23 protein-coding genes and 1 riboswitch are annotated in these 21141 nt (G+C 54.6%); of the genes, 2 read left to right on the forward strand and 21 right to left on the reverse strand.

Annotated features, from left to right (window positions below; all coding sequences use genetic code 11):
- Positions 1-40: 40 nt before the first annotated feature.
- From ccsB to ACVBDQ_RS10385, 11 genes are all read right to left on the reverse strand, one after another.
- Entirely contained in the window at positions 41-1228 is a 1188-nt protein-coding gene (ccsB, locus tag ACVBDQ_RS10335) for a c-type cytochrome biogenesis protein CcsB (RefSeq protein ID WP_011231762.1), read from the reverse strand.
- Positions 1215-2879: a cytochrome c biogenesis protein ResB gene (locus ACVBDQ_RS10340; RefSeq protein ID WP_014196240.1), complete on the reverse strand. Its 1665-nt coding sequence runs from the start codon at positions 2877-2879 to the stop codon at positions 1215-1217. Before ACVBDQ_RS10340 ends, ccsB begins: the two co-directional genes overlap by 14 nt.
- A gap of 13 nt (positions 2880-2892) precedes the next feature.
- Positions 2893-3417 (reverse strand): thiol-disulfide oxidoreductase ResA, encoded by a 525-nt coding sequence (gene resA / locus ACVBDQ_RS10345; RefSeq protein WP_011231764.1) that lies wholly within the window; start codon positions 3415-3417, stop codon positions 2893-2895.
- Between the two features lie 142 nt (positions 3418-3559).
- Positions 3560-4291: a pseudouridine synthase gene (locus ACVBDQ_RS10350; protein WP_011231765.1), complete on the reverse strand. Its 732-nt coding sequence runs from the start codon at positions 4289-4291 to the stop codon at positions 3560-3562.
- A gap of 132 nt (positions 4292-4423) precedes the next feature.
- The gene (locus ACVBDQ_RS10355) at positions 4424-4957 is read right to left on the reverse strand and encodes a spore maturation protein (RefSeq protein ID WP_011231766.1); all 534 of its coding nucleotides are present in this window, start codon (positions 4955-4957) and stop codon (positions 4424-4426) included.
- A complete protein-coding gene (locus ACVBDQ_RS10360; RefSeq protein WP_011231767.1) occupies positions 4957-5553 on the reverse strand; it encodes a nucleoside recognition domain-containing protein in 597 nt (198 codons plus the stop codon). The genes ACVBDQ_RS10355 and ACVBDQ_RS10360 overlap by 1 nt, the downstream gene beginning before the upstream one ends.
- Complete coding sequence (locus tag ACVBDQ_RS10365; protein ID WP_020278277.1) at positions 5546-6694, reverse strand: D-alanyl-D-alanine carboxypeptidase family protein; 1149 nt, start codon at positions 6692-6694, stop codon at positions 5546-5548. Before ACVBDQ_RS10365 ends, ACVBDQ_RS10360 begins: the two co-directional genes overlap by 8 nt.
- A 349-nt stretch (positions 6695-7043) precedes the next feature.
- Entirely contained in the window at positions 7044-8357 is a 1314-nt protein-coding gene (locus ACVBDQ_RS10370) for a superoxide dismutase (protein ID WP_069304620.1), read from the reverse strand.
- 357 nt (positions 8358-8714) lie between these two features.
- Positions 8715-9116: a hypothetical protein gene (locus tag ACVBDQ_RS10375; RefSeq protein WP_011231771.1), complete on the reverse strand. Its 402-nt coding sequence runs from the start codon at positions 9114-9116 to the stop codon at positions 8715-8717.
- Between the two features lie 18 nt (positions 9117-9134).
- Positions 9135-9788, reverse strand: a complete 654-nt coding sequence (gene scpB / locus ACVBDQ_RS10380) for an SMC-Scp complex subunit ScpB (protein WP_011231772.1) — start codon at positions 9786-9788, stop codon at positions 9135-9137.
- A gap of 175 nt (positions 9789-9963) precedes the next feature.
- Positions 9964-10719, reverse strand: coding sequence for a segregation/condensation protein A (locus ACVBDQ_RS10385; protein ID WP_047752861.1), 756 nt, complete (start codon positions 10717-10719; stop codon positions 9964-9966).
- Between the two features lie 194 nt (positions 10720-10913).
- Here ACVBDQ_RS10385 and ACVBDQ_RS10390 point away from each other — a divergent pair, with 194 nt between their 5' ends.
- Complete coding sequence (locus ACVBDQ_RS10390; RefSeq protein WP_069304394.1) at positions 10914-11453, forward strand: DUF309 domain-containing protein; 540 nt, start codon at positions 10914-10916, stop codon at positions 11451-11453.
- Between the two features lie 22 nt (positions 11454-11475).
- On the opposite strand, the gene ACVBDQ_RS10395 is transcribed toward ACVBDQ_RS10390, so the two are convergent.
- The 7 genes from ACVBDQ_RS10395 to ACVBDQ_RS10425 all read right to left on the reverse strand — a co-directional run bounded on the left by ACVBDQ_RS10395 (position 11476) and on the right by ACVBDQ_RS10425 (position 16335).
- Positions 11476-11832, reverse strand: a complete 357-nt coding sequence (locus ACVBDQ_RS10395) for a GNAT family N-acetyltransferase (RefSeq protein WP_011231775.1) — start codon at positions 11830-11832, stop codon at positions 11476-11478.
- A 120-nt stretch (positions 11833-11952) separates the two neighbouring features.
- On the reverse strand, positions 11953-12417 hold the full coding sequence (ribH, locus tag ACVBDQ_RS10400; protein WP_011231776.1) for a 6,7-dimethyl-8-ribityllumazine synthase: 465 nt from the start codon (positions 12415-12417) through the stop codon (positions 11953-11955).
- 20 nt (positions 12418-12437) lie between these two features.
- Entirely contained in the window at positions 12438-13631 is a 1194-nt protein-coding gene (locus tag ACVBDQ_RS10405) for a bifunctional 3,4-dihydroxy-2-butanone-4-phosphate synthase/GTP cyclohydrolase II (RefSeq protein WP_014196246.1), read from the reverse strand.
- Positions 13632-13651: 20 nt separating this feature from the next.
- A complete protein-coding gene (gene ribE, locus ACVBDQ_RS10410; protein WP_011231778.1) occupies positions 13652-14296 on the reverse strand; it encodes a riboflavin synthase in 645 nt (214 codons plus the stop codon).
- Positions 14251-15393 carry a bifunctional diaminohydroxyphosphoribosylaminopyrimidine deaminase/5-amino-6-(5-phosphoribosylamino)uracil reductase RibD gene (ribD, locus tag ACVBDQ_RS10415; RefSeq protein ID WP_014196247.1) on the reverse strand — a complete coding sequence of 381 codons (1143 nt, stop codon included), beginning with the start codon at positions 15391-15393 and terminating at the stop codon, positions 14251-14253. Before ribD ends, ribE begins: the two co-directional genes overlap by 46 nt.
- Before the next feature lie 206 nt (positions 15394-15599).
- Positions 15600-15732, reverse strand: a riboswitch (FMN riboswitch).
- Between the two features lie 47 nt (positions 15733-15779).
- Entirely contained in the window at positions 15780-15908 is a 129-nt protein-coding gene (locus tag ACVBDQ_RS10420; protein ID WP_014196248.1) for a hypothetical protein, read from the reverse strand.
- Positions 15895-16335 (reverse strand): peptidylprolyl isomerase, encoded by a 441-nt coding sequence (locus ACVBDQ_RS10425; protein ID WP_011231780.1) that lies wholly within the window; start codon positions 16333-16335, stop codon positions 15895-15897. The genes ACVBDQ_RS10420 and ACVBDQ_RS10425 overlap by 14 nt, the downstream gene beginning before the upstream one ends.
- 185 nt (positions 16336-16520) lie before the next feature.
- On the opposite strand from ACVBDQ_RS10425, the gene ACVBDQ_RS10430 reads away from it, so the two are divergent.
- Positions 16521-17399 carry a DUF1002 domain-containing protein gene (locus ACVBDQ_RS10430; protein ID WP_011231781.1) on the forward strand — a complete coding sequence of 293 codons (879 nt, stop codon included), beginning with the start codon at positions 16521-16523 and terminating at the stop codon, positions 17397-17399.
- A gap of 71 nt (positions 17400-17470) precedes the next feature.
- Here the strand turns inward: ACVBDQ_RS10430 and lysA are convergent, their stop codons facing one another.
- From lysA to ACVBDQ_RS10445, 3 genes are all read right to left on the reverse strand, one after another.
- Positions 17471-18790 (reverse strand): diaminopimelate decarboxylase, encoded by a 1320-nt coding sequence (gene lysA / locus ACVBDQ_RS10435; RefSeq protein ID WP_014196257.1) that lies wholly within the window; start codon positions 18788-18790, stop codon positions 17471-17473.
- A gap of 313 nt (positions 18791-19103) precedes the next feature.
- Positions 19104-20582: a spore germination protein gene (locus tag ACVBDQ_RS10440; RefSeq protein WP_446663205.1), complete on the reverse strand. Its 1479-nt coding sequence runs from the start codon at positions 20580-20582 to the stop codon at positions 19104-19106.
- Positions 20530-21141 (reverse strand): stage V sporulation protein AE, encoded by a 612-nt coding sequence (locus ACVBDQ_RS10445; protein WP_011231784.1) that lies wholly within the window; start codon positions 21139-21141, stop codon positions 20530-20532. The genes ACVBDQ_RS10440 and ACVBDQ_RS10445 overlap by 53 nt, the downstream gene beginning before the upstream one ends.

A 21141-nucleotide genomic window follows, 5' to 3' on the forward strand; every position in this document is an offset into this window, starting at 1 on the left:
AAACCGGATGCTCGCCAACAGAGCATCCGGTTGTTTTCCATTATGTTCCGGCGTACGAGTGCAATCCCGCAATGACGAGGTTGACCGCCACTAAGTTAAACATAATAATGGCAAAGCCGATGACGGCGAGCCATGCCGACTTTTCACCATGCCAGCCTTTTGACAAACGAAGGTGCAAAAAGGCAGCGTAAAACAGCCAAGTGATAAGCGCCCATACTTCTTTCGGGTCCCAGCCCCAAAAACGCGTCCAGGCGATTTGCGCCCAAATCATCGCGAAAATGAGCGCCCCGAGCGTAAACACCGGAAAGCCGATCGCCACCGCCCGATAGCTGATCTCATCGGTCAAATCCAAGTTAACGTTCTTCACGAGCGGCTTGAGCGCGGCGGCAACGCGCTTGCGCAAGAGAAGCCGAAGCATGATGTACAGCGCCGTTCCGGCTATGAGCGACCAGATGACCGTATTGAGCTTTCTTGCATTGATGATCGCCGGCATCTCAACAAGCGGCTCCATGCGGCCGGCGCTTTCTTTCATAAGCTCCCCTTTGTGCGGCCCAACGAGCGCCGGCATATCGTAGATGACCTCAACCGTCTGCTTGTTTTTGTCCACCCACGTGAACTTCGCTTCATACCCAGAAAGACCGAACGCTGTCGAAACGATGACAAAGCCGAGCGTGGTAATTAAGCAAAACATGACCACTTCGAGCCAAAACGTCCGTTTCGACGGCTTCGATTGATCGACGACGCGAATCAAATAGATGAGCCCAGCGACAAAGCTGATGGCCAAAATCGCTTCACCAGCCGCCGCCGTCGTCACATGGATGTGCAGCCAATCGCTTTGCAAGGCGGGAATGAGCGGCGAAATTTCCCGCGGAAACATGCTTGCGTAAGCAATCACAAGCAACGCGACCGGCAGCGCAAACAAGCCGAGCACACTCAGCCGGTAAATGAAATAAATAATAATGAAAGCAGCAACCAGCATCATGCCGAAAAAGGTCGTAAACTCGAACAAGTTGCTCACGGGCGCGTGCCCGGCGGCGATCCAGCGCGTCACAAAATAGCCGACTTGGGCGAGAAAGCCGATGATCGTCACGGAGATGCCAAGCTGCGACCAACGATCCTTCTCTTGCCGTTCTTTTCGCTTGTCGCGAATGGCTCCGCCAAAAAAGAACGTGCCGATTAAATATAGAACGAACGCGATATATAGCAACGTGCTGCTAAGCTGTACCATGTCCATGGACTTGTCCCCCTTGTCCGGCTTTTTTGTCGTTTTCGAGCTGATCAGCCGGCATCATGACGCCGGTGCCGTCAAGCAAACGGCGCAGCTCGTTTTTCAAGCCGAACCAGTTTTTATTCGTGTGCGCGGCAATCCATAGCTCACCGTTTACCCGCTGCACCCAAATGCGGCGGTGGTTCCAATACATCCCTTGGATGAGCCCGATCATGAAAATCGCGCCGCCTACCCCTAAAATCCAAAGCGTAAAGTCGCGGCGGACGGTCAAACCGGAGACATTGCGGGTTTGAAGCCCCGCGAACGCCATTTTGTATTTGTTGTTGCCAAACGGTTCGATCGTCTGCTGGATGGCGACAAAGCTTACTTCCCCTTTCGGACGGTCCGGCGCGTACATTTTGAACACGAACGCCGGATTGTTCGGCACGCGCGACTTCGTTGACGGATTGCCGTCTTCATCAAACTCAAAATCAGGAAAATAGCTTAATAGCTCAACGCGATACCCATGTCCGAGATTGTACGACTCTTTCGGATCATACAAGTCGACCGTCACCGTGCCGAACGTTTCCCCCGACTGCTTGTCCGCCAACTGAAATGACATCGCTTTCGGCTCATTCAAGCGGAAATCGACTTGGTAGAGCGCATAATGGTCGAACTCCAGCGGCTCGTTGACGCGAATCGGATACTCCTTCACTTTTTCAAGCTTCGGCTTGGCGCCGGGGATCACAGGACCGACACGCTTATACAACACGACGTTTGTTTGATAGTTTTTGGCGATCATCCCGTTGCCGACGCGGTCGATGGCAGCGTTGAACACTTCGTTGTCTTTGCCTTTCTCATATGTTTCAAAAATAAATTTTTCACTCTTTAAAAAGTAGCGGCCGTTCGTCCCAGGAATTTCTTTCGTCTCCCCTTCCGGAATCCACATCACCCGATCGATGTACATGCCGGGAACGGAACGAAGCATCGCCCCGATCAAGAAAATGATGAGGCCGATATGATTGACGTACGGCCCCCAGCGGGAAAACCGCCCTTTTTCAGCGAGCAAATGCCCGTCTTCCTCGCGGACATGGTAGCGCCGCGCAGCCAGCCGTTCTTTCAACACAGCCATCGTCTTGTCGAGATCGCTCACATGCGAGACGCCAAACAACCGCTGCCGCTCTAAAAAGCGCGGATGGCGCTTCACCCCTTGCCGCTTCAAGGCGCGGTAAAGCGGAACGACCCGGTCCAAGCTGCAAATGACAAGCGAAACGCCGATTAAGGCGATGAGCAAAATGTACCACCATGAGCCGTACAAGTTGTTAAAGCCGAGCTCATAATACAGCTTCCCTGCCCAGCCGTACTGCTGCTTATAATACTCCGCCGGATCGACGTTCGGCGGAATATACATTTGCTGAGGGAAAATCGTGCCGATCGCCGAAGCGATGAGCGTGATGACGATGAGCGCCACCCCGACTTTGACCGACGAGAAAAACGCCCAAATTTGGTCGATCATCGTTTTTTTGTACGTTTGCGATCGGCGCGCGCTTCCTTCGTAGCGCATGTCCAAAATCAGTTTTTCTCCCAAATCGGCAAGCGGCTTGCCGCACGACTCACAAAACGCCGTGCCGTGCGGATTGACATGGCCGCATTCGCATTTGACGTGTTCCATGGCGCAAAACTCCTTACGGTTTGATGCTTTCTAGATGCCGTTCGATGTCTTCTTTCGTCATCGTTCCGGTAATGATTTGTTTTACTTCGCCGTTTTTGTCAATCAAAAACGTTGTCGGCAGCGGCCCGACGTTATAGGCGTTCAATACTTGATCTTGACGGTCGATCACAATCGGAAATGTCAGGCCGAACCGTTCCGCGAACTTTTCAACGCTCAACTTCGGTTCACCGACATTGACAGCCAAAATTTCAACCCCTTGTTTTTTGTAAATCGGGTACAGCTCGTTCATATACGGCATCTCCCGCTCGCACGGCTTGCACCACGTTCCCCAAAAGTTCAAAAAAACGCCTTTGCCGCGATAGTCTGAAAGACGATGTTCATGCCCTTTCAAATCGGTCAGCACAAAATCAGGCGCCGTCGAACCAACAGCGACAGCCGTTTTCTCCGTGAAAAAATTCGTGTAAATCGTATAGCCGATCGCCGCGAGCAACACGAGCAAAATCGCTGTCCTCATCACTAAGCGCTGTTGTTTTTTCATCGTTCAAACCCCTTTACGTTTCTCCTCCCCCACAGCCAACGGTAGAGGGGAGGCAAGCGGTTCACAATCTCCCATTTTCCATTATAGCAAAGTCCCTCGCTCGTTTATGCGCAAGGATATGAACGTTATGTGACAATCTTCGTCATTTTCTTCCCCCGGATTGGGCAAGGACGCGCAGCAACTTCACCTCATGCGGCGTCAGCTCGCGGTATTCGCCGGGGCGCAGCCCTTTCAAATCGAGAAACGCGTACCGCTCCCGCTTCAGCTTCAGCACCTCGCAGCCGATCGCCTCAAACATGCGGCGCACTTGCCGGTTTCGTCCTTCGTGGATACGGATTTCCACAATGGCTGTCCCCTTCTTCCGGTCGGCGGAGAGCAGCTTCACTTTGGCTGGCGCCGTCATGCCATCTTCCAACTGCACTCCTTGTTCGAGCCGTTTCAGCTGCTCGTGCGTTGGAATGCCTTTCACTTTGGCAATGTACACTTTTTCAATTTCATACCGCGGGTGCATAAGCAGGTTGGCAAAGTCGCCGTCATTCGTCAACAAAAGCAGTCCAGACGTATCGTAGTCAAGCCGCCCGATCGGATAAATGCGTTTGTCCAGATCTTTGAAAAAATCGGTCACCACTTTGCGGCCTCTGTCATCTTTGACGCTGGAAATCACCCCGCGCGGCTTGTACAGCAAATAATACACCGGCTCTTCGCGCTCGATCGGGATGCCGTCGACTTCGACATCATCGCGCGGCCCGACCTTGACGCCAAGCTCCTTGACGACGCGGCCGTTCACTTTCACCCGCCCTTGCAAAATGAGTTCTTCCGCCTTGCGCCTTGACGCGATGCCGGCGCGGGCGATCACTTTTTGCAACCGTTCCATTCTCTCTCACCTCTTTCATCATCTTACCCTTTCCGTCTAACAGATACAAGTGCGGCACTTTTATTTTTCACCTTTCCCGTCCCCTTTGCAAACAAAAAACCCGCCGGACGGCGGGAACGAAAAAAGGCGCCGCTAGCGCCCGAATACAAACAAAACGATGAAAACAGAAACAATAAAGCTGAGAATGTCGGCCAAAATGCCGACTTTTAACGCATCGCCCATTTTTTTGACGCCGACGGCGCCAAAATAGACGGTGAGCACGTAAAGCGTCGTCTCCGTACTGCCTTGGATCGTAGAAGCAAGGCGCCCGATGAACGAATCCGGGCCGTAAGTAGCGATCAAATCGGTCGTCATGCCGAGCGCCGCCGTGCCGGAAAGCGTGCGGAGAGCCGCAAGCGGAACGACTTCGGCCGGCAGTCCAATGGCATCAGCCAGCGGTTTGATCACTTCCATCATGGCATCAAGCGCCCCTGAGGCTCGGAAAATGGCGACCGACACCAACATGCCGACCAAATACGGGATGAGCGAAAACGCGATCTCGATCCCTTCCTTGCCGCCTTCCACAAACGCTTCGTACGTCGGCACTTTCTTTGCTGTACCGTAAAGCAAAATAAAAGCAATGAGCGCAGGGATCAGCCAAACAGAAAGAAGTTGGACGATGGCCATTATGGCTTCCTGCCTTTCCGCATCCGTTTCCAATAATAGTACCGGTCAATCAATACCGCCCCAATCGTCGAAATCGTCGAAGCGACGATCGTCGTCCCAATGATCTCGCTCGGCGCCGCTGAACCGTACGTCATGCGGATCGAGATGACGGTCGCCGGAATGAGCGTAATGCCTGATGTGTTCATGGCCAAAAACGTCACCATCGACCGGCTAGCCTCGTCGCGGCCGCCGTTGAGCTTTTTTAGCTGCTCCATCGCCTTTATGCCCATCGGCGTCGCCGCATTGCCAAGGCCGAACATGTTGGCGACCATATTCGAGACGATATAGCCGAGCGCAGGATGGCCGGGCGGCACCTCTGGAAACAAGCGGCGTACGAGCGGCATAAACAGGCGCGCCGCTTTGTCAAGCAAGCCGGCGCGTTCAGCGATCGCCATCAGCCCGAGCCAAAACACTAAAATGCTGACCATGCCGATGCTGATCGTCACCGCTTCTTTGGCGCTTTCAAACACCGCTTTGTTCACTTCGTCCATCGTGCCGTTGGCCGCCGCAAAGACGATGCCAATGACCGCCATCATCACCCAAATGAGGTTAACCATCTCTTCTCACACCTAAAAAGCGAAATACTTGCCATAAAAACCCTCGGCCGCTTCCTTCCTTTCCCGGTTCATACAGCAGCGGCACCGAATCAACCGCCTTTTGATGCAAATAAAGCACCGCCTTTCCGACCTCTGTCGGCGCCCGTTCTGGGTATTTTTCCCATTCCTTGCGCGGCTTCAGCAAATACACTTTCACCCGCAGCCCGCTCTCCTCTTTATCGGTCACCGGATATCGCAAATCGCGGACCGCCTGCAGCCGCCCGCGGTAAAACGGATCAGAAATTTTGTCGACCACCCGCTCGCTGCTCACTTTGGCGATGTGATAATGAGAAAATCCATATTCGTACATAGCGATATGGTCATTCCAATCGTCCGGTGCATCCAACGTCACGGCGATCAAATCGATGCCGCCTTTGGATGCCGTCGTCACGAGCGTGCGATGGGCCCGTTTCGTATAGCCGGTTTTGCCGCCGGTGCAATATTCGTAAAGACTTGTCAACAACTTGTTTTTATTTCGCCACACACGCGCGCCGTCTTCGCCGGGCGGAGCGGGGGCGCGGTACACCTTCGTCCCCGAGATGCGCCGAAACTCTTTGTTTTTCATCGCATATTGCATGAGCAGCGCCATATCGTACGCGGTTGAGTAGTGGTTTTCCGCGTCATCCAACCCGTGCGGATTGGCAAACTCGGTATCACGCATCCCGATTTCAGCCGCTTTTTGGTTCATTAAAAAAACAAATCCTTCGACGCTGCCGCCGACATGTTCAGCGATGGCCACCGCCGCGTCGTTGCCGGAACGAAGCATCAGCCCATATACCAAATCGCGCAGTTTGATTTTCTCCCCTTGGCGCAAGTAAATTGACGACCCTTCGGTCCGGACAGCGCGGGCGCTGACCGTCACCGTGTCGTCCATCTTCCCCGATTCAATCGCCAAAATGGCGGTCATAATTTTCGTAATGCTGGCGATGCGCCGTTTTGTATAGGCATCCTTGGCAAACAAAACCCGCCCGGAATGCTGCTCTATCAAAATCGCGCTTTTTGCGCTCACCCCATCCATAGCGCGCATCCGCTCTGGAACAAATGCCATAATCCCCGCAGCGAGTGCAAGAATGAGCGCAATGAGCCGCTTCTGCTTATTCATCTCATATCGGCGAGGATCCCCCTCCTTTAAGGAGCGGGGAGGAATCGCCTGTTCCTCCTTTCCGATTAGGCTGAACGGGCCGCAGCCGAAGAAACGTCGCGGCGGAAACAGGCTGAACCCCAAAGCCGCGTTTTGTACAAGTGTATGCCTCGATGGGACAAATATGATGAAAAAATGCTGTTGCAAGGGGAGACAGCCTGAACGATCCGCTCCGGCGCTTGCGCTGGGCGCGTTGATGACATTTTCCCTGCAAAGAGAAAGCCGCTCCTTGAAACGGCGGACAGGTGTCCTGATGGATCGCAGCGCCTGCTCTCCCAAAAAAACGGGCAGGGGGTTCCCCCCCGCCCGTTTAAAACGGCTGCCAACGAAGCTTCTGCGCCTCATGAAAGCGTTCTTCAACGTTGCGCCAATTGACGACGTTCCACCAATGTTCGATGTACGCCGCCCGATCATTTTTGTATTGCAAATAGTAGGCATGCTCCCACACATCAAGCACGAGAAGCGGGATCACATCCCATTGCGCCATGAGCTGGTGTTTTTCCGCCTGCAAAATTTCCAGACGGTGCGCTCGCGGCGCCCAAACGAGCAGCGCCCAGCCGACCCCTTCGGCGCTTTTCGCCGCTTCGGTGAAATGACGGCGAAAGGCGGTAAAACTGCCAAAATCGCGCTCGATTTGCGCCCGCAGCTCCCCGCGCGGCTCGCCGCCGCCCTCTGGATGCATGTTGTACCAAAAGATTGTATGCAAATAATGCCCGGAGCCGTGGAACGCCGCTTCCCGCTCCCAATGTTTCAACAGATCAAAATTGTTCGTCCGGCGCGCCTCGGCCATCATCCGCTCCGCCTGATTAAGACCGTCGACATAGCTTTGATGATGCTTCGTATGGTGAAGGCGCATGATTTCTTCGGAAATATGCGGCTCGAGCGCATCATAACGGTACGGCAGCGGCGGCAAGACATGACGGCCGGGCGCTACTTGTTGACGCGGCTCACCGCCGTCGTCCGCATCCACCCAGCGTCGCTTTCCATCGGTCACGTTGTCCACTTGATCCGGCTCGCCGTCAGCTGCATCAGTCGGCGAGTCGGAGAGCTCCGCCATAAAAGCCGGCTCTTTTGCGTCCTCAACCCGCTCTGCCGTCCCGCTGGTGTCAAGCCATCCGTCTTCGTTCTCTTTGTTTTCACTCTCCAGTTCAGGCGACACCGATTCCCCTTCGACTTGTTCTTGCGTCGCCTCTTCTTCCCGCTCGGCAGCTGACGAATCAGCCAGGCGGACGGCCCGAGTGTATACGTCATCGACAAGACGCTGGAGCTCGTAAATCGCTTCTTCGGTCCATTCATCGCCGTGTCCATCGATGTACGCCAACAAAGACGAAAGCCCAACATCCTCAGCCATCCTGCGTGCAGACAGCGCCTGTTCAACTTGTCTTCCCCACGCAGCCGCTTCCATGACATACTGGCGAAGCGCACCGACATACACGTCATCGGCAAGGCGCTGAAGCTCGCGGACGGCCTCTTCCGTCCACTCGCCGTCATGCTCGGCAATAAACTCGAGCAGCGACGAAGCGCCATCCGTGCTTGCCCCACGCAAAGCGAGCGTCTCCTTGACTTGATTTCCCCATTCGTTCACCCTAGCCGCATATTGGGCGAACAACACCTGATCGTCCATTTGGTAAAAACCTCCTCCTGTTTTGTTCGCCATATCGTATGCTGTCATGGGGAAATCGTTCTTGTCCGCATTCACCCAAATTCCCGGCCGCTCATACATAGAGGAGCGAGGGCAGTCATCATAGGAAAAGACAGCAAGGAAGAACAGAATCGCGGTGATGCTTCCCTGCAGCGGGTCTGCAAATGAGCCATAGATAAACCGCTCAAAAAAATCGGGCTGACCCAAAACATATTCGCGTTTTGGGTCAGCCCCCCCTTTTTTCTGAAAAAGGCAGGCTGCTTTGGCAAACCGCCGGCTGCACCAAACGGTTTCCTTGTCCGGACGCACAGAAAACGCGGCGCCAACCGCATTTTCTCGTTACGCCGACCGTTCAGGCAAGCGGCACTCGCCGGTTTCCGCCCATTCGCTGACAAGCGCCTGCAGCGTTTTGGCGTCTACCTCAGCAAAATAACGGCGCAATTCCTCTTCATCATGAATGTAGACGCGCTTTCGCTTCCGATACGCCGGATTTTTCCATAAACAGACAAGAGCAATGATGTCGCGCAAATGAATGTCGCGCCCGTTAGCCGTAAACAGTGGATCGCTTTCATACGGCAGCCAATCAAGCAGCGCCGCCTCAAAATGGCGCAAATACAACACAGACAGCGTCCGCTCTTCGCCCCCGTCGCGGTACGTGACTTCCGAGCGGTTGAAATAGTCTTCAAACGTGTTCGATTGCGACTTTTGCAGCTCTTCACCGTACAGGCGGCAAACGTTCATGAGCGCTCTCCTTCCCGATCAGCCATTTTTCTTTAGTTTACCATATTCCGGCTGCCCATCGCTCAAATTTTCTGCTAATTTTTCGAAAAATAAATCCGCTTCCCGCTCGGATTCGCCATCGTCCGCCCATTCCGGCAGCGGCGGCAGCTCCTCGAGCGTTTTTAGCCCGAAATAATCGAGAAATTCCGGGGTTGTCCCGTACAAAATCGGCCGCCCGGTTCCTTCGGCTCGTCCAACCTCTTTAATGAGCGCCCGTGCCATCAGCGTCTGCAATGGCTTGTCGCTTTTTACGCCGCGAATTTCCTCAATCTCCGCGCGCGTAATCGGCTGGCGGTATGCGATAATGGCGAGCGTCTCAAGCGCCGCCTGCGACAGCGGCGATGCTCCCGGCGCTTCGACCAACTTCTTTAAATAGGGGGCGTGTTCTTTTTTTGTCGCCAACAAAAACACGCCGCCAAGTTCGACAAGCTGGATGCCGCGCTCTTCCCGTCGGCAGTCTTGTTGAAGCTCCTCGATCACCGCTTTCGCCTCTAGCTCGCTGACTTCCAACACAGCAGCAATTTGTGAAAGCGACAGCCCTTCATCGCCGGCAGCAAACAACAGCGCTTCCACGATCGCCTTTGCCGAATTTGGCGCACCGGCGCCCTTTTTTTCTCTTTCGTTTTGTTCCATCGCCCTTCTGCCACGCCAAACTCGTTGGCGCCCCTCCTCCTTTCCTCCTGTTTTCGTCGTTTCCCAAGTCTTCTCACCCCAATGTGAGTCAACTCTCCGCCTTATCATGGCATGGGCAAACAACAAAAGAAAAGCGGCCCGCCGCAGCAAACCGCCGCGGCCAAACCGCACCGCCTCAACCGGCTGGTTTCACCGCCAGAAACAAATCGCTGAAATTCCGTTCTTGCTCAACGATGATTTCGTCTTGCTTCATCAACTCTAAAATGGCCAAAAACGTCACGACGATATACGAACGATCGTAGGACGGAAACAGCTCGTAAAAGTTTTTCCGCCCGTTCGCCTGCTTTAGTTCATGCAAAATTTCCGCCATGCGCTGTTCGACGGAAATATCTTGGCGGGAGATTTTCGCCCGCATCGGTTTTTGCAGTTTTTTTCGGCGCAACAGCTTCGACAAGGCGCCAAGCATATCGTATACGTTCACATCCAGCGGCGCCGCCTTTTTCTCATCCGCGTATGCGCTTAAGTCGCTCGGCGGCTTTGTAAACAAAAGCGCCCGCTCCTCTTCGCGCCGCTTCAGTTCGCGCGCCGCCTCTTTAAACTTTTTATATTCAAGCAGCCGCTGCGCCAGCTCCTCGCGCGGGTCCCCGTCATCGCCCCACTCGATGTCGCCGTCGACAGCTTCCTCATTGGAGGGCGGCAACAGCATTTTGCTTTTGATCGCAAGCAAGGTGGCCGCCATCACTAAATATTCGCTGGCGATATCCAACTCAAGCTCCTGCATGGTGTGAATGTACGCCATATACTGCTCCGTAATTTGCGCGACCGGAATATCGTAAATATCGATTTCATAGCGGTTGATCAAATGCAAAAGCAGATCAAGCGGCCCTTCAAACGCTTCGATTTTGACGTTGTACGGCAATTGCACATCCATCCCACCATTTTTTCCAGAACCACCGCCCGGTAGGCTCGTCTCCAGCTGCAGTACATTTATTGTATCATAACGAAGCGGCGAAGCGAACGGAAAACAGTCTCTTTTTTGCGCCGCAGACCGCCGAAGTCGTATAATCGAAGAAGAGCCGTCCGCCTTCACATGGCGCGGCCCACTTTTGAAAGGAACGATGGCCGATGTATCCAAAAGCGTATATCGAGTATTTGGTCCATTTCCATAGCGACCGCGATTATTTTGAATGCCACGAAATTTTGGAGGAACATTGGAAACAAGACGGTCGAAACAAAGGTTGGCTTGTGCTCATTCAAACGGCGGTCGCTTTTTACCATTACCGGCGCGGCAACGTCTCGGGAGCGCTGCGCCTCATTCGACGGGCGCGGGCGCTGCTTGACGAAGCGCAAGAGATGATCCGGCGACTCGGCCTCGATGACGAGGCGCTCGCCCGCTTGCTCGACGAGACGGCTGGGCGGATCACCCGCGGCGAACCGTACGAAAGCGTCGAACTGCCGATTCGCGACCGTTCCCTTTATGAGCAATGCCAGGCCGCCTGCGCCCACCGGCAGCTCGTTTGGGGGCAAGCCAGCGACCTAGCCAACCTTGATCTTGTGGATAAACACCGGCGCCGCGACCGCTCGGACGTCGTCGCCGCACGCGAACAAAAAAAACGGGCCAAAGCGGAAGGAGTTGGCTTCCCTCTCCCTCCGCCGCCCGCCTGAGCGCGGAGCCGCGCTAGTTTCGTTATTCGTTGCACGCATGGCATTTATCGAAAAACGAGGCGGTCCACTCGTTGGCGCACAATCGGCAGCCCGGGTACACCTCTTTCAATGCCTTGACCATCTGTTTTCCGATCCCTTGGTGGCGGTGTGACGGATTGACGCTGATGTGCTGGATTTCCACAACATCAGGAGCGCGCAACAGGACGCCGATAATGCCGACGATGTCATCCCCTTCTTTCCATAAAAACAGCTGCCAATCGTTGTTTGTTTCATACTGTTTCATCGTCTGCTGCAGCCGTTTCAGGTCTTTTTCCGTCGGCATAAACGACAACAGTCCCATGGCGATTTTCTCATAGTTTTTTCGGTAACGGATTAACATAAAAATCCCTCATTATCGACAAACGCTTTTCCGAAATGGAAAAGTTTTTGTCATTTTCTCTATACGTATTATAAACATTCTCACCGATATTGTGAACCATTTCATGCCTTTTTACGCAAATTACGCAAGCGTCCGCAAGACGTTCGCCATTTCGATCGCCGACACCGCCGCTTCCCATCCTTTATTGCCCGCTTTCGTGCCGGCCCGCTCGATCGCCTGTTCAATGGTGTCCGTCGTCAACACGCCGAAAATGACCGGAACACCGCTTGCAAGCGCCGCGTGGGAGACGCCTTTGGCCGCCTCGCTGCAGACGTAGTCAAAATGGCTCGTTGCCCCACGGATGACGGCGCCAAGCGTAATGACAGCGTCAAACTGCTTCGATTCCGCCATTTTTTTCGCCACAAGCGGGATTTCAAACGCACCCGGCACCCAGGCGACAGTGATGTCGCTGTCGCTCACGCCATGGCGCGTCAAGCCGTCGATCGCCCCAGATAAAAGCTTGCCCGTGATGAATTCGTTAAAACGAGAGACGACGATGCCGATTTTCAATCCGGTGCCGACTAAGTTTCCTTCAATGATGCGCATGTTCGTTGCTCCTCCCATCATTAAAAATGAAGCATATGTCCTAATTTTTCATGTTTCGTGCGCAAATATTTTTCATTTTCCTTTTTCGCTGGCATCTGAATGGGCACCCGTTCAACGACTTCGAGTCCATGCCCTTTTAAGCCGGCGATTTTGCGCGGGTTGTTCGTGAGCAGGCGCATTTTCGTCACGCCAAGATCTTTCAAAATTTGCGCCCCGATGCCATAATCGCGCAAATCGGCGGGGAAGCCGAGCTTTTCGTTCGCCTCGACGGTGTCATAACCTTGCTCCTGCAGCTTGTAAGCGCGCAACTTGTTCATAAGGCCGATGCCGCGCCCTTCTTGGCGCATGTAAAGCAACACCCCGCGCCCTTCCGCCTCGATTTGCCTGAGCGCCGCATGCAGCTGCGGACCGCAGTCGCACCGGTACGAGCCAAACACATCGCCAGTTAAGCATTCGGAATGGACGCGCACCAAGATCGGCTCATCCGGGATGATCTCTCCTTTGACAAGCGCCACATGCTCTTTTCCGTCGAGCACGTTTGTGTAGCCGATGGCGCGAAATTCGCCGAATTCGGTCGGCAGCCAAACGTCCACCTCCCGTTTCACGAGCTTTTCCCGCTGGCTCCGATAGGCGATCAAATCTTTGATCGTGATCATTTTCAATCCGAACTGGTCGGCGATTTGCCGCAAATCAGGAACGCGAGCCATCGTCCCGTCCTCTTTAATGATTTCGCAAATGACGCCGGCCGGCTTCGCGCCGCACAAACGGGCCAAATCAACCGCCGCTTCTGTATGGCCGGCGCGCCGCAAGACGCCTCCCTTTTTCGCAATCAACGGAAAAACGTGGCCAGGACGTTTAAAATCGCTCGCTTTCACATTCGGATCAAGCAGCGCCTGAATCGTCGCCGCCCGCTCGTAGGCGCTGATTCCCGTCGTTGTCGTTTTGTAGTCGACACTCACCGTAAACGCTGTGCCATGCGCGTCCGTGTTATGAGTGACCATCGGCTCAAGCTCGAGCCGCTCCGCCAATTCCTCCGTAATCGGCACGCAGACGAGCCCGCGGCCATGAGTGATCATAAAGTTAATGACATCCGGAGTAGCTTTTTCGGCCAGCACGACAAAATCGCCTTCATTTTCGCGGTCTTCGTCATCGCAAACGATGATCACTTCTCCGTTTTTCAGCGCCGAAAGCGCTGCTTCAATCGTGTCAAACATCAAGCTTGCCCCCTTTTCCACTATTTATAGCCGTGCTGCTCCAAAAATTCGACCGTCAATTTGGAGGTCGGCGTCGCTTTCGCGGTGAGGAAAGCGGCGACGTACTTGCCGATCATGTCGCACTCGATATTGACGAGATCGCCCGGCCGCTTTTCGCCTAAAATCGTCGCCTCACGCGTATGCGGAATGAGTGAAACGATGAACGTGCGCTCGCTCAGACCGAAAATCGTCAAGCTCGTCCCATCGACTGCGACCGATCCTTTCTCAATCATATAGGCGCGCAGCGAGGCCGGCACTTCGATTTCATAGTAGACGGCGTTCGCTTTCGGCCACTGCCGGATGATGCGCCCGACGCCGTCCACATGCCCGGTGACGAAATGGCCGCCAAACCGTCCTCCAGCCGCCATTGCCCGCTCCAAATTCACCTTCGCCCCCGGCTTTAATGTCTTTAGCGCCGTCGCTTTCACCGTCTCCGGCATGACATCGACCGTAAACTGCCGTTCGGTGAACGATGTGACGGTCAAGCAGACGCCGTTGACGGCGATGCTGTCGCCAAGCCGCACATCTTCGAGCACCCGCTTGGCGCCAATCGTCATCACGATGGCATCGCCGGTTTGCTTCATTTGTTCGATCGTGCCGATCTCTTCAATAATGCCAGTGAACACAACGATTCCTCCTTCCGTTTCGGCGCGGCGACGATTTTGATGTCCGGGCCGATCGTCTCGATGCGGCGGATGTCAAGCTCCACCGCTTCAGCAAGCCGGGCGAAGCCAAGGCCGCCGACCGGCGTCGGCGCCCCGCGGCCGCCGATCAGCTTCGGAGCGATATAGGCGATGACCTCATTGACTGCTCCCGCGCGGAGGAAGCTGTCATGAACGCGCGAGCCGCCTTCGACAAACAGCGACATGACTCCCTGCTCCCCAAGCAGACGGAGCACATCGCGGACATCGATCTGGGCCGTCGGCATTGAAAATACACGCACCCCAAGGCGCTCATACGCCGCTGCTTGTTCCCGACTGACGCCGCCGGTGATGATCCACGTTTCTGCTTCCTTGTCAGCGACGACATGGGCGTCAAGCGGTGTACGCAATTTTGTATCTAAAATGATGCGCAGCGGGTTTTTCCGCTTTTCCCCAAAGCGGACGGTAAGCTTCGGGTTGTCGGTCAAAACGGTGTTGACGCCGACCAAAATGGCGTCATGCTGCGCACGAAGGCGATGGGCATCCTCACGCGCCGCGCTTGATGTAATCCATTTGCTTTCCCCCGTCGCCGTCGCGATTTTGCCATCGAGGCTGCATGCGAACTTCAACGTGACAAACGGCGTTTTTGCGGCGATATAGTGGAAAAACATCCGATTTAATTCGTCCGCTTCGTCTTTTAATACGCCAACATCAACGTCAATGCCCGCTTGGCGCAGCTTGGCAATCCCTTTTCCCGCGACAAGCGGATTCGGGTCGGTCGTGGCAACGACGACGCGACGGACGCCCGCCTGGATGAGCAAATCGGCACATGGCGGCGTTTTTCCATAATGGCTGCACGGCTCAAGCGTCACGTACACCGTCGCACCGCGCGCCTTCTCGCCAGCCATGCGGATCGCATAGACTTCAGCGTGCGGCTCACCCGCTTTCAAATGGGCGCCAAGCCCAACGACCGTCCCACCGTTGACAACGACCGCGCCAACTGCAGGATTGGGAGACGTTTGCCCGACCCCAGCTTTGGCCACATCGAGAGCGAGCCGCATATAATGTTCATCGTTATGCACCGCACTCCCTCCTTCAATAAAAACGAAACCCCCGGGATGTCCCCGGGGGCTCATTGATGAGAGAATGACCAATGATGCGCAAACAAACACACGTTCGCTAAGCAGGCTATACCGGCCGGTCGGAAACAAAAGATACTACCATGCCTAGTCGGCCGACAGACGCTGCCCATGGGTCTGAACCGGCCGAAAACAGCCGTGCGCATATTGGCATCCTTCTCCCATCCAGACTATACTGTCGGCTCCGGAATCGCACCGGATCCTGCCTTTCGGCTCGCGGGCTGAGGGGCGGAAAGCCCCATCACCGCCGGTCGGGAATTTCACCCTGCCCCGAAGGATGCATCACTATATCGTTATGTTCATTATACCACACGAAACGCCCTGCATCATCATTCCGCAACCCAAATCCAATACGCCGCTCCCCACAACAGGCTGGCCGCAAGCAAAAAGAAAAACAAGCGCCAGTTGTTTCGAACAGTCCGATCATCCTCGCTCATGCGCTGTTTACGGTTCGTCAAATACTTTCACTTCCTTCATCACGTCGCCGTTTTTCATCGTCCTCACGACGTCCATGCCCGATGTCACTTGGCCAAAGACGGTGTGCACCCCATCCAAGTGCGGCTGCGGCTCGTGGACGATAAAGAACTGGCAGCTGCCGGTGTCGCGGCCGCGGTGCGCCATGGACATCGCGCCGGTGACATGTCGGTGTGGATTGTTGTCCGTCTCGCACGGGATCGTATAGCCGGCATCGCCCGTTCCGTTGCCGCGTGGACATCCTCCTTGGCTGACAAATCCAGGGATGACGCGGTGGAACGTCAACCCGTTATAAAAGCCTTCGTTTGCGAGCTTCTCAAAATTGGCCACCGTCACCGGCGCCTCGTTTGGGAACAGTTCAAACTCGATTTTCCCGCCGTTTTCCATTAGAATATATCCTTTTTTCGCCACAAGCATCCAGCTCCTTTTCGACATCGAAACTGCTTTTATCATACCATGATTGCCAAGTGAAACAAAAGAAAAAATGTCTTTTCAAATTCGCACGCCGCCTGACCGCGTCGCTTTTTTGCCGATAGCCAAGCAGGCGAGCGTGCGGTATAATGATAATGCATTTTCGTAAACAGGAGGCGAGCTATGTGAAACGAACGATCGCTTCATCGCTGCTTTGGGCGGTGCTCTTGGCATCTCCGGGCATCGCAGCGGCCGATGCCGCGCCGGGCGATGTCATTGTGACGCTCGGGGAAAACTTAACGAATGAACAAAAGCAAAAAGTGCTCGACGAAATGAAGGCGCCGGACGGGGCGCAAACGATCACCGTCTCAAACGTTGAGGAGCATAAATATTTGGACGGACTCATTCCGAAAGCGCAAATCGGCACGCGCGCCATCTCGTCGTCGATGATCACGATAAAAGAGCCCGGCTCGGGGCTTCATGTCGAAACGCACAACATCACATGGGTGACGAAAGAGATGTATACAAACGCCTTGATCACCGCAGGGGTGAAAGATGCCGATATTTACATCACCGCCCCGTTTCCGGTTTCCGGCACCGCAGCGCTGACGGGGCTGATGAAGGCGTATGAAATTTCCTCGGACCAAGCCATCCCTGATGATGTCAAAAAAGTGGCGAACGAGGAAATGGTGCAGACGGCGAAGCTCGCCGATTCGATCGGCGCGGACAAAGCGGTCGCCCTGCTGGCGAAAATCAAACAAGAAATCGCCAACAACCCACCGCAGACGGACGCTGATTTGCGCGCCCTTATTGAAAAAATCGCCAACGACCTTGGCATTACGCTGAGCGAGAATGAAATCAACAACCTGATTTCCCTTTTCCATAAAATGCAAAACGCCCATATTAATTGGGATCAAGTGAACGATCAGCTGAGCAAGGCGAAAGAACAGCTATCGGCGTTTTTGCAGTCAGAAGAAGGGAAAACGTTCATTCAAAACCTTATCGACATCTTCAAAGAAATTTGGAACGCGATCAAATCAGCATTTTCCTCAAATCAACAATGAAAGAAGGCGCCCAAAAAAAGCAGCGGGCGCCTTTTCTTTGTGAAGGCCGTTCTCTTTCCAACCGGCGGCCTTCACTTTTTCACTTTCGTTTTCAAAGGCAAATCATATTGGATCAAATCTTCATATGTCTCCCGTTTCACAACGAGCTGGGCGTCGCCGTTTTCAACGAACACAACGGCTGGGCGCGGCAGACGGTTGTAATTGTTCGCCATGGAATAGCCGTAAGCGCCGGTGCAAAAAACGGCCAAATAATCGCCCGGCTTCGCTTCCGGCAGGGCGATGTCCCAAATGAGCATGTCGCCTGACTCGCAACACTTCCCGGCGATCGATACGACTTCCGTCGGCTCGCCGAACACCCGGTTGGCGAGCGCGGCTTCGTATTTCGCTCCGTAAAGCGCCGGGCGGATGTTGTCGCTCATGCCGCCGTCAACGGCAATATAGGTGCGGACGTTAGGCACCTCTTTGCGCGAACCGATCGTATAAATCGTCGTTCCCGCATCACCCACGAGCGACCGCCCCGGCTCGATCCAAATTTCCGGCAACGGCAAGCGGCAAGCTTCGGCCTGCCTTTTCACCTCTTCCACGATGCAGTCGACGTACGCTGTCACCGGAATCGGGTCGTCTTCCTCCGTATAGCGGATGCCAAAGCCGCCGCCAAGATTGACAACCGCTGGGACAAATCCGTGCTCCTTGTTCCACTCCGCCAGCTTGGCAAACACTTTTTGCGCCGCGAGCACAAACCCAGCTGTTTCAAAAATTTGCGAGCCGATATGGCAATGAACGCCGAGCAGCTGAAACGCGGCCGATGCCATAACACGGCGAAACGCCTCGTCCGCCTGACCGTTGTTTAAGTCAAAGCCGAACTTTGAATCTTCTTGCCCGGTTAAAATGTAATCGTGCGTATGCGCCTCGACCCCCGGCGTCACGCGGAGCAAAACCGGCACCGTCCGACCGGATGACGCCGCCAGCTCTTCGATCAGCTCGAGTTCGTAAAAGTTGTCGGCAACGATGCAGCCGATGCCGTGTTCAAGCGCCATCGCCAATTCGTCCCGGCTTTTGTTGTTGCCATGAAAATGGATGCGCTCAGGCGGAAAACCGGCCGCAAGCGCCGTATACAGCTCACCGCCTGAGACGACGTCAAGCGACAATCCCTCCTCAGCGGCCAGCTGCACGATGGCGACGGCGGAAAACGCCTTGCTCGCATACGCGACTTGCGCCCGCACGCCGTGGCGCTGGAACGCTTCTTTAAACGCGCGCGCCCGAGCGCGGATCAACGCAACGTCATAAATATAAAGCGGCGTGCCATACGTTTTGGCCAACTCGACCACATCGACGCCGCCGATTTCCAAATGCCCTTGTTCATTCACGCGGCTTGTCCCGTGAAGAAACATCGCAAACCCCTCATTCCTCTATCGAAATCGCATGGCAAAAGCAAAAAAGACAGTTTGCAAAATCGGCAACTGCCTTTACAAAATGGAAAACCGCAAAGCGCCATCGGCTCTGCCTTGAAACGGAAGGCCGCACACCCCGCGCTGGGCCATGCCCATTCCGCCCGTGCAAACGTGCGAAGCACTGAGGCAAGCACCATCAGTGCAAGCAATTAAATATAACTTATCATAATTATAAAAAAGTTGCAATAGCGCTAAAACGAAAAAAGCGGCCGCCAATAGGTGGAAACGGCCGCTTCCAAATGGATCGTTCGCGTCATGACGGCTGTTTTTGCCGGTCTTGCGGGTGAACGATGCTCGGGCGCACTCTCGCTCCGGCAACCGAACGGCGGACGACAATTTGCATAAATGCCGCTGGATCGAACGGGATGAACGGCCATAAGTACGGCGTATTAAGCGAGCGGATGCTGGCGAGCCAAAGCAAATAAATGGTCGTGCCAATGACGAGCCCGGGCACTTTAAACAAGGCGACAAGAATGACCAATGCCAATCGAGAAATCTTATTCGCCACGCTCAACTCATAGCTTGGCGTCGCAAAGGAACCGATCGCCGCCACCGAAATGTACAAGATCACTTCCGGCACAAACAGCCCGACATCGATGGCGATTTGTCCGATCAAGACGGCGGCAATCAAACCCATCGCGGTTGATAGCGGCGTCGGGGTATGAATGGCTGCCATCCGCAAAAACTCAATCCCAAAATCAGCGAGCAAAATTTGCACAATGATCGGGATGTTCGTTTGTTTGTTCGGCCCAATAAACGCCCATGATTCGGGCAGCAACGACGGTTCAAGGACGAACAGCACCCACAGCGGCAGCAAAAACAACGACGTCAAAATGCCTAAAAACCGCACCCAGCGCACAAACGTCCCGACCCCTGGCGACTGCCGGTATTCCTCGGCATGCTGGACGTGGTGAAAAAATGTTGTCGGCGTGATGATGACGCTTGGCGATGTATCAACCATAATGAGCACGTGCCCTTCAAGCAGGTGCGTCGCTGCTACATCTGGCCTCTCGGTGTAACGGACGAGCGGGTACGGGTTGTATCCTTGCTTGACTAAAAACTCTTCGACTGTTTTGTCGCCCATCGTCAGTCCATCGACGTTGATTTGCTGCAACTCTTTCTTGACGAGTTCAACAAGCCCCGGGTCAGCGACGTCTTTAATATAGGCGATGCATACGTCCGTTTTTGACCGCTCGCCGACTTGCAAAATTTCAAAGCGCAGCCGCTCGTCGCGGATGCGGCGGCGGGTGAGCGCCGTGTTGACAATGATGTTCTCGACATAGCCGTCGCGGGCGCCGCGCACAACTTTTTCCGTATCCGGCTCTTGCGGCTGCCGACCCGGATAGCTGCGGACGTCGACAGCAAATCCGGTCGATTCGCCTTCAATCAAGACGATGATCAAGCCCGACAGCAGCTTGTCAACCGCTTCGTCGAGGCTCGTCACCGGACTGACTTGCTGATGAACGAGTCGATTTTCGATGATCTGCCACGCTTGGGACGCCTGGCGTTCATCATCGTTGACGCGCACAATTTGTTTTAACAATTCGATAATGTATTGCGTGTCGCATAAACCGTTGCAGTAGTAAATATGTACTTCCCGGTTTAGGACATAGATTTTCCGCACGCCTAAATCAAAGCTTGTCCCGACGCCGATCCGCTGTTGCAAAAACTTCGCGTTGTCAACGAGTCGCTTCGCGATCGGCGCTTTCGGTTTCTTTTCTTTTTCCGGCATGGCCACCACTCCTTTCGAGAATCAACTCGACCGCCTTGCGCGTAATCGGCGCTCCGTATTTCGCATGGTCTCGGTATCCCATTTTGCCGATGTCGCCGATGCCGACGATGAGCGGAATGTTCAGCCGGTCAAGGCAGTAGACGGTATCGCCATTGATCCGCCCGATCTCGAGGTCCCGGAAGCCTTCTTTATCGACCCCATATTCGGTCATCACGCCGTCACGGTCGATGCTCACATGCACTTTTGTCCATTCATGCTGGTGCGTATTGGAGGCAACCGCCAGCGCCCCGAGCACTTGGATTTGCTCATGCGTCGCCACATAGCGAAGCGCCTGCTCTCCGGCCCCCTCCCCGAGGGCGCCGCAATCGTCAAACATGACAAACACTGGATCGTGCGGCGTTTGCAAAATGAGTTCGACCAACTGTTCACCGCTCAGTTTCGTCGGATTGCCTTGCGAGCGGGAAATGCAACGGCCGCCGATCTCGGCGGCAACCCGCTCAATCGCCCGGCAGGCGAACTCGTCCCCATCCGTTACTAAAATGACTCGTCGTTTTTCCAT

It is taken from the genome of Geobacillus sp. CCR, from assembly GCF_052906625.1.

Excerpts from the sequence above, each read along its gene's own strand:
- ccsB (WP_011231762.1), bottom strand. The coding sequence starts at position 1,228 with ATGGTACAGCTTAGCAGCACGTTGCTATATATCGCGTTCGTTCTATAT.
- ACVBDQ_RS10340 (WP_014196240.1), bottom strand. The coding sequence starts at position 2,879 with ATGGAACACGTCAAATGCGAATGCGGCCATGTCAATCCGCACGGCACG.
- resA (WP_011231764.1), bottom strand. The coding sequence starts at position 3,417 with ATGAAAAAACAACAGCGCTTAGTGATGAGGACAGCGATTTTGCTCGTG.
- ACVBDQ_RS10350 (WP_011231765.1), bottom strand. The coding sequence starts at position 4,291 with ATGGAACGGTTGCAAAAAGTGATCGCCCGCGCCGGCATCGCGTCAAGG.
- ACVBDQ_RS10355 (WP_011231766.1), bottom strand. The coding sequence starts at position 4,957 with ATGGCCATCGTCCAACTTCTTTCTGTTTGGCTGATCCCTGCGCTCATT.
- ACVBDQ_RS10360 (WP_011231767.1), bottom strand. The coding sequence starts at position 5,553 with ATGGTTAACCTCATTTGGGTGATGATGGCGGTCATTGGCATCGTCTTT.
- ACVBDQ_RS10365 (WP_020278277.1), bottom strand. The coding sequence starts at position 6,694 with ATGAATAAGCAGAAGCGGCTCATTGCGCTCATTCTTGCACTCGCTGCG.
- ACVBDQ_RS10370 (WP_069304620.1), bottom strand. The coding sequence starts at position 8,357 with ATGGACGATCAGGTGTTGTTCGCCCAATATGCGGCTAGGGTGAACGAA.
- ACVBDQ_RS10375 (WP_011231771.1), bottom strand. The coding sequence starts at position 9,116 with ATGAACGTTTGCCGCCTGTACGGTGAAGAGCTGCAAAAGTCGCAATCG.
- scpB (WP_011231772.1), bottom strand. The coding sequence starts at position 9,788 with ATGGAACAAAACGAAAGAGAAAAAAAGGGCGCCGGTGCGCCAAATTCG.
- ACVBDQ_RS10385 (WP_047752861.1), bottom strand. The coding sequence starts at position 10,719 with ATGGATGTGCAATTGCCGTACAACGTCAAAATCGAAGCGTTTGAAGGG.
- ACVBDQ_RS10390 (WP_069304394.1), top strand. The coding sequence starts at position 10,914 with ATGTATCCAAAAGCGTATATCGAGTATTTGGTCCATTTCCATAGCGAC.
- ACVBDQ_RS10395 (WP_011231775.1), bottom strand. The coding sequence starts at position 11,832 with ATGTTAATCCGTTACCGAAAAAACTATGAGAAAATCGCCATGGGACTG.
- ribH (WP_011231776.1), bottom strand. The coding sequence starts at position 12,417 with ATGCGCATCATTGAAGGAAACTTAGTCGGCACCGGATTGAAAATCGGC.
- ACVBDQ_RS10405 (WP_014196246.1), bottom strand. The coding sequence starts at position 13,631 with ATGTTTGACACGATTGAAGCAGCGCTTTCGGCGCTGAAAAACGGAGAA.
- lysA (WP_014196257.1), bottom strand. The coding sequence starts at position 18,790 with ATGTTTCTTCACGGGACAAGCCGCGTGAATGAACAAGGGCATTTGGAA.
- ACVBDQ_RS10440 (WP_446663205.1), bottom strand. The coding sequence starts at position 20,582 with ATGCCGGAAAAAGAAAAGAAACCGAAAGCGCCGATCGCGAAGCGACTC.
- ACVBDQ_RS10445 (WP_011231784.1), bottom strand. The coding sequence starts at position 21,141 with ATGGAAAAACGACGAGTCATTTTAGTAACGGATGGGGACGAGTTCGCC.